The 7568-nt window shown below is 31.6% G+C and carries 5 protein-coding genes and 1 pseudogene; 4 read left to right on the forward strand and 2 right to left on the reverse strand.

The annotated features are described in order from the left end of the window. Positions 1-23: 23 nt before the first annotated feature. Positions 24-1628 (reverse strand): bifunctional 3-(3-hydroxy-phenyl)propionate/3-hydroxycinnamic acid hydroxylase, encoded by a 1605-nt coding sequence (locus V7056_RS14575; RefSeq protein WP_499703052.1) that lies wholly within the window; start codon positions 1626-1628, stop codon positions 24-26. Between the two features lie 149 nt (positions 1629-1777). Further along, a complete protein-coding gene (locus tag V7056_RS14580; protein WP_499703054.1) occupies positions 1778-2458 on the reverse strand; it encodes a FadR/GntR family transcriptional regulator in 681 nt (226 codons plus the stop codon). Between the two features lie 193 nt (positions 2459-2651). On the opposite strand from V7056_RS14580, the gene V7056_RS14585 reads away from it, so the two are divergent. From V7056_RS14585 to V7056_RS14600, 4 genes and pseudogenes are all read left to right on the forward strand, one after another. Next, complete coding sequence (locus V7056_RS14585) at positions 2652-4628, forward strand: acetoacetate--CoA ligase (protein ID WP_499703056.1); 1977 nt, start codon at positions 2652-2654, stop codon at positions 4626-4628. 191 nt (positions 4629-4819) lie between these two features. Next, positions 4820-5215 (forward strand): hypothetical protein, encoded by a 396-nt coding sequence (locus tag V7056_RS14590; RefSeq protein WP_499703057.1) that lies wholly within the window; start codon positions 4820-4822, stop codon positions 5213-5215. 1021 nt (positions 5216-6236) lie between these two features. Next, positions 6237-6392 (forward strand): annotated as a pseudogene (locus V7056_RS14595) (HAMP domain-containing protein); the annotation flags it as partial. A 102-nt stretch (positions 6393-6494) separates the two neighbouring features. Continuing rightward, positions 6495-7337, forward strand: coding sequence for a methyl-accepting chemotaxis protein (locus V7056_RS14600; RefSeq protein WP_499703063.1), 843 nt, complete (start codon positions 6495-6497; stop codon positions 7335-7337). Positions 7338-7568: the final 231 nt, after the last annotated feature.

Here is a 7568-nt window from a genome sequence, read left to right on the forward strand (position 1 = left end):
TAGTTTTACATTTAAGACAAAAGTCATAAATGTCCCATTTCGAGTGAATTAGTGATTTTCTGAATAAAATTTCCCCTATTATAAACTTCGCCCAATATATACTTATCAGGACGAATAATAAGACAAGTTGCTCTTTTACTCTTAAAAAATGATTCTAGTTTTCCTTCAATATCCTCAACAATTACAACGTCATTTGAATCCTCAACTTTTATACTAGTTGGTGTAATTTGAATAAAAATGGAACCGAACCTTTTCCATTTCTCTACTATTGAGTTGTTTACAAGTTGGGTTGGAGTATAGTTAAATGCAATTATTGCAAAGCGATTCTCAATAATATCGTCTAACCAAACTTTTTGATTCCTGTAAAATACTTCACTTCGGAGAATGCGCTCACCACTAAACTTATTTCCTAGTGATTTTGGTGAGATTTTGTCATTCATTTTTGGAAGATTAATAGAAAGACTACGAATCTTTGTTTTAATAAATGGTAATTTATTAAGAAAAGCCAATGAGCGATTTCGTAAAATTACATGTTTTTGTAACATGATAATTTTTCCAAGTAGTATAGCTAAATTTGTTATAGAACGGACATGTTGTTTACGTTCTAATTCATAACTATTCAATATCGAACAATCAACCGATTCATCTAAGACTCTGGAAATTTTCCAACTTATATTCATTGCGTCTTTTATTCCAGAACATAAACCTTGGCCCAAAAATGGAGGCATCATGTGGGCAGCATCACCTAGGAGAAATACTCGTCCTTTTCTCCATGAAGTTGCTTCCAATGCACGAAATGTATAAACTGCCGTTCGCTCAATATCAATCTTATCTTTTGAAATCCAAGGGGACATTAAATCGTAAATTTTTTGATGATTTTGCATATCTTGCTCGGATTCTTCTGGACGAAGTTGAAATTCCCATCTACGTTCATTTGTTCCTGCTCGAGGAATATAAGAAATTGCACGATACGGATCACATATTTGCTGCATTTCTTCGGCTAAATATGCACCATCTTTCAAAATTGCGTCTACAACCAACCAGGGCTGATGAAATTGTTCAAGTTCTTTCATAGGAATTTGACAGATTCTACGAACTGAACTTTTAGCACCGTCACACCCAAAAGCATATTTAGCTTTATAAATTGATTTGTTAGTGTGAATTTCAATGTGATTTTCATTTTGTATTAAATTTAAAAATGTTTCGTTTGTATGAACTTGTATATTGGAAAATTTTTGCACATGCTGTCTTAACAATTTTTCGAACTCTGGCTGTCTGAATAAAAACGTCTGTCCCCAGTGGTCCCTTTCGTCATGAAGTTGTCTGTTAATTCCAAACAATAAGTTTCGATCCTTATCCAGAAATTCATAACGTCTTGAATTGACAAAATCTTTCAGAAGTTGATCTGTAATCCCTATTTGTTGAAGAATTCGCATAGCCTCATTGTCTAAAGCGATAGCTCTAGGCAAAGAGTAGGCTTCCTGATCTTTCTCAATAACGAGTACGTTAAGACCATATTGACCTAATAGTATGGCTGAAACTGCACCAATAGGTCCATATCCGACAATAACAATATCAAACACAATACTCTCTTTATCTGTAAAATGCTGGTGAGAAAGGGCTTTCAAAAAATCGACCTCCATATACGAGAGTAAAATTCATAATTATCTGACAAATAATATAATAATATTTATAATTGCTTTTTTAAAATAAGTCAATAAAAAAAAAACCACTTAAATTTAAAAAGTGATTTTTTTTGCCTATTAATAATGAGTATTTATTTTTCAATTAACTCTAATTGTTCATTTAAGTATTTAATTAATGTGTACATGTTGTTTTTTGCTGCTTGACCATTTTTTGAACGCAATGCCGCAAGTATTTCACCATGAACTCGAAAATCGATAGGTCTATTACTTTTTTCTAATTCTGTAAAAAGTCTTATCCTAACTTTTAATAATGGTTTGTGCATTAGTTTCCCCAATGAAGTTAACAGTTGATTTTTAGATGAAAATAAAATTAGTTCATGAAATTTAAGATCAGCAATCGCCCACTTATTTACGTCATAAGTAGATTGCTTTAAGATTTCAAGGGCTTCGGCGATAGCTTTAATTTCATGATCAGTTGCACATATAGCTGCTAACTCACAAACTGAAGGTTCCAACATTAAACGTATTTGGTTTATCTCACTAAAAACTTGGCTGTCTTCTTGCGCGGATGCCCAAGAAAGGATATCTGCGTCCCACCATAGCCATTTTGTAGAAGGTTGTACAACAGTACCAATTTTTGGAACAGATTTTACCAATTGTTTTGTATTTAAACCTAAATAAACTTCGCGAATTACTGTTCTGCTTACCCCTAATTGCTCAGAATATTCCTCAACTCTAGGTAAGACAGTACCATCCGAGATTATTCCATGTACAATTTTCGATCCTAAGTCATCAATAATTTCTAAAGACATGTTTTTTCTCAATAAAAATACATCCTTTACTTTTCAACAAAATAATTTACAAAATTTATTATATCATACAATTGATTAAGAAAGTTTTATATGTTATTATTCATTTGAATTATCTGACAAATATTATTTTTAGCTTAAATTATCTGACAAATATTATTTTTTAGTGGAAATCATATACTTTTAGGAGGACTTTATGAGCTTACCTGTTGAAGAATCGATTTTATGGAAACCAACTGAAGAAGAAATTGCCAATAGTAATATTACTGCTTTTAATAATTGGTTAAGGCAAACTAAAAATATTAATATTTCAAGTGTCCAAAACTTGTGGAAATGGTCAGTAGATGAAATTGATACTTTTTGGAGCTATGTTTGGGAGTACGGACAAATACAATCCAGTACTCCTTACTACCAAGTTCTTAATACAAAAGATATGCCTGGAGCTAAATGGTTTGAAGGATCCCGTTTAAATTATGCACAACATTGTTTTCGTTATGCTGTTCCAAATAAAACAGCGATTATTTTTCAATCTGAGCATAAAGGATATCAAGAAATAACTTGGGAGGAATTACGTCGCAAAACTGCTTCCATTGCTAATTATTTGAAGGAGAATGGGGTGAAAATTGGAGACCGTGTTGTAGCTTATATGCCAAATATTCCTGAAACGGTTATCGCTTTTCTAGCGTGTGCTAGTATTGGAGCTATTTGGTCAAGCTGCTCGCCAGACTTCGGCCCTAATAGTGTAATAGATCGTTTCAAGCAAATCGATCCTGTTTTTATGTTTGCTGTGGATGGATACCAATATAACGGTAAAACAATTAATAAAAAAGATGTAATAGAACGTATTCAACTGGAAGTACCAAGTATAAAGAAAACTCTCCTTGTTTCATATGTTAACTGTTTTGAAGAATCAGAACTTCAAAAAACTACGAAATGGGAAGATTCACTGCAGAACGAGGAGGAAATGACTTTTGAACAATTACCTTTCGATCATCCTTTATGGATCTTATATTCATCTGGAACGACTGGTATGCCAAAACCTATTGTCCATGGTCATGGAGGAATATTAATAGAACAAATTAAAACATTTTGTATTGAACAAAATTTCACCTCCAAAGACAGAATATTTTGGTTTACTACAACGGGGTGGATGATGTGGAATTCACTTGTTGGTGGGCTCATAGCAGGTACTACAATCGTATTATATGATGGAAGTCCAATTTATACGAACCTAGGAGTACTCTGGGATTTTACTAATAGATCAAAGGTAACAATTTTTGGCACAAGTGCAGCTTATATCGAATTATGTATGAAGAATGATTATAAGCCAAGTGAGTATTTTCAATTAAACGAATTAAAAGCGATCCTAGTTACTGCTTCACCACTCACATCAAATGCGTACAAGTGGGTATATGAAAATGTAAAATCTGATATTTGGTTAGCTTCAACAAGTGGGGGTACTGATGTATGTACTGCATTTGTTGGTGGATCGCCTGTATTACCAGTCCGTGCAGGTGTTATTCAAACCCGTGCATTAGGGGCTAAAGTTGAATCCTTCGATGATGAAGGTAACTCAATTAAAGGTAGAGTAGGTGAACTTGTTTTATCAGCTCCTATGCCCTCAATGCCTCTTTATTTTTGGAATGATAATGAAAATATTCGTTATTTAGAAAGTTATTTTGAATCATATGAGAATATTTGGAGACATGGTGATTGGATACAAATTAATGAGGATGGTAGTTGTGTGATTTATGGTCGTTCAGATTCAACTATTAATCGATCCGGAATTCGAATGGGCACTAGTGAAATATATAAAATTGTTGAAGAAATTCCCGGAATACTTGATTGCTTAGTAATTGATTTAGAATTTAGTGGTAAAGATTCATTTATGCCTTTATTTGTTGTCCTTCATCCTAGTTTGAAATTTACGGATGAGCTGAAACATTCTATAAATAAACAAATTAAGCAAAAATTATCTCCACGATTTGTTCCTGATTCAATCTATATAATTGACGAAGTTCCAAAAACGCTAAGTGGGAAAAAACTCGAGGTACCAATAAGAAAAATTTTACTAGGGATGCCTATAGAGAAATCGATTAATATTGATTCGATGGCAAATCCGAAGTCACTTCAATTTTTTGTGGAATTAGCTTCTTCTACAATTCATCTTTAGAAAATAATATAAAATTTGATGATTATAGAACTATATCGTTATAATTCCACACTTGCCAAAAAAAATTTCTAAAAAGAGAACTAAATTAAATAGTTGAACATTAAAAGTTGACTAGGATATTTGCAATTAATCACAGGGTTTATTTTTTACTATATTAATTTTAATTTATTAATCTATTTTTGGGGACTAACATGGGTATTTCAAAAAGTATACTACGATTAAATCGCTTCTTAATTGAGGAAACTATTTTTATAAGAAATGATCTGATAGTTAATGAATACGATTTGAAATTTAATATTAGGTCAAAAGTTATCCTTTCAAAGGAAGAAGATAAAGCAGAGTTAAGGTTAACGTGTACTTTATTTGACGAGGAATTTGATCATAGTAGAGCACCATTTTATTTGAAAGTGACAATTGCTGGGCACTTTGAATGTATGAACCTTAATAAAGAGAATTTTGAAAAATATGCATTGGCTATACAATTACCGTATTTAAGAGCATTTATAACAAGTTTTACTTTTCGTTCAGGTATACATGGAGTTACTATACCTCCTACCGATCTAGTTACTTTTCTTAAAAAGTCATAAATTAAGAAAAGTAATCTAATCGGAGAACCTGATAAAACCTGATAAATAACAATCAATTAAAGAGTCTAAAAATGAAAAGATGCTCTCTCTGAAACTTAAAGTTTCTTCATGGAATCTACACCATATTAAAATGCCCCTTAACATTATATTGGTGTAATAAATTTAAGAGATAAATTATGCATATCATTGATAGAAAACGAATCTTATTCAATAGGGGAACTTATACAACTGTTTCATCAAAACTGCTTATCACTGAATATTGTTATTCTTGAAAGATAATGTAATAAAGAATATAAAACGACAAATGTTAGATGATTTATGTGTTTAATCAATACTATAGAGAATTTACATTAGTAAATAAAAGTAAAAAAAATCTATTTTTATATGTAGATTATATGAAAAAGTATATTGGCAGTTTAACAGAATGTATATTTCAAAGTTTTTAAAAGTAATGGGTGCAGTTTTCTTTGTATTAATTCTTGTAATAAGTACTTGCGTATTTTTCTTAAATAAAGAGTACTATGATCAAAAAAAAGCAGTTAATAGACAAGCTGAGTTTAAGCAACTAGGAATTGACTTGGAAAATACATCAAAATATTTAACAAATGAAACACGAGCGTATGTACAATTTGGTGAACAATCTCATCTTGATAATTTTTTGAAAGAAGTAAATGAAACAAAAACCAGTGATAAAATTATAAAAAGATTAATTGAATTAAATGCATCAAAAGAAGATCTATCATATCTAGAAGAAGCTAAAAATAATTCAGCTTATACAATCGCTACTGACAATGAAGCGATGAAGGCAGTGAAAAATAAAGATTTTAATAAAGCTCGAAAGCTAATGTTTTCCGATGAGTATGACCATAATAAAGAAAAAATTATGAAACCGATTAGACAGTTTCAAGAACAAATCAATAAGAAAGCCACTGCACAAGCAACTAAAGCAGAAAAAAATTTGAAGCTTATGATCACACTTACGACGATTGCACTTACTTTAATTTTCGGACTGTTCTTATTCATGTATATTTTTTTGACTAAAAAAATTTCTAAACTTGTTCATATTTCAGTTCGATTAAGTGATCTATCAAACAATGAAGGGGATTTAACTTCTAGACTTGATATAAAAAGTAAAGATGAAGTCGGTTTAATTGCATCATCATATAATAGAATGCTAGAAACTCTACATAATTTAATTAAAGAGGTTCATCAGACAGTGGGTAGTGTTGTTGAAGTATCGGATCATCTAACTTCTGCAACTAAAATCATTACAAACAAGATGGGAAACATTAATGAATCTACAAATCAAATTTCACAAGGCGCAGTAGAACTAAGTGCAACAACTGAAGAAGTAATTGCAACAGCACAAGAGATTAGTCGAGCGACGGTAGAGTTATCGGAAAATGCTAATGAGGCTAATACCTCTGTAATTGAAATTAAAGAAAGAGCTACAGATATCAAAGTTAAAGCATCTCAAGCAATCGAATTAGGCGAAAAATTATATTTAGAAAAATATTCAAATATTTTAAAGGCAATAGAGGATGGTAAGGTTGTTGATGAAGTAATCATTATGGCCAATTCAATTGGAAGTATTGCAGAACAAACAAATTTACTCGCTTTAAATGCTGCAATTGAAGCTGCAAGAGCAGGTGAAGGAGGGAAAGGTTTCGCAGTAGTCGCAAGTGAGGTGCGAAAACTAGCAGAAGACTCTGCAAAAGCTGTCTCTCAAATTCAAATGGTAGTAGGACAAGTCCAAAATGCGTTTAAACAATTATCAACTAGTGGACAAGAAATGCTTGAATTTATTAATACGGATGTTAGGGAAACTTATGAATTACTCGGAGCAACTGGTGAACAATATGAAAAAGATGCTGAATTCATTAGTAATATTTCAGAAGGTATTGCAAATTCAACAAAAATTGTAATGGAAGCGATTAGTGATGTAAACCTAGTAATCGAAACAGTTTCAGCAACCGCCGAAGAATCTGCAGCTGGATCTGAAGAAATTTCGACTTCTATGTTTAGTTTTACACGTGATATTAACAATGTTAATGAATCCGTCAAAGACCAGGTTCTTAAGGTTGAGAAACTTAAGACAATGATTGATAAATTTAAAATCTAAAGTTTAAGAGTTTGAGATGACGTTAATGTTGGTTTGTAGTAATTGTAATAGAAGATAAATTTAATATTTGTACTCTATTTTATTTTGTTGAAGATGGCTCTGTAGTTAATCGTTACTTGAAAGAAACTGGCTTACATCAAAGTGCCTACTTAACAATATACCATTATGAATGCATAATTGATTTCTGTAGAGACCCAGTGTTGTCTCGACTAGTTTGAAGTATATAAAGAA

The organism is Bacillus sp. JJ664, from assembly GCF_036962205.1.
GTDB lineage: Bacteria > Bacillota > Bacilli > Bacillales > Bacillaceae_G > Gottfriedia.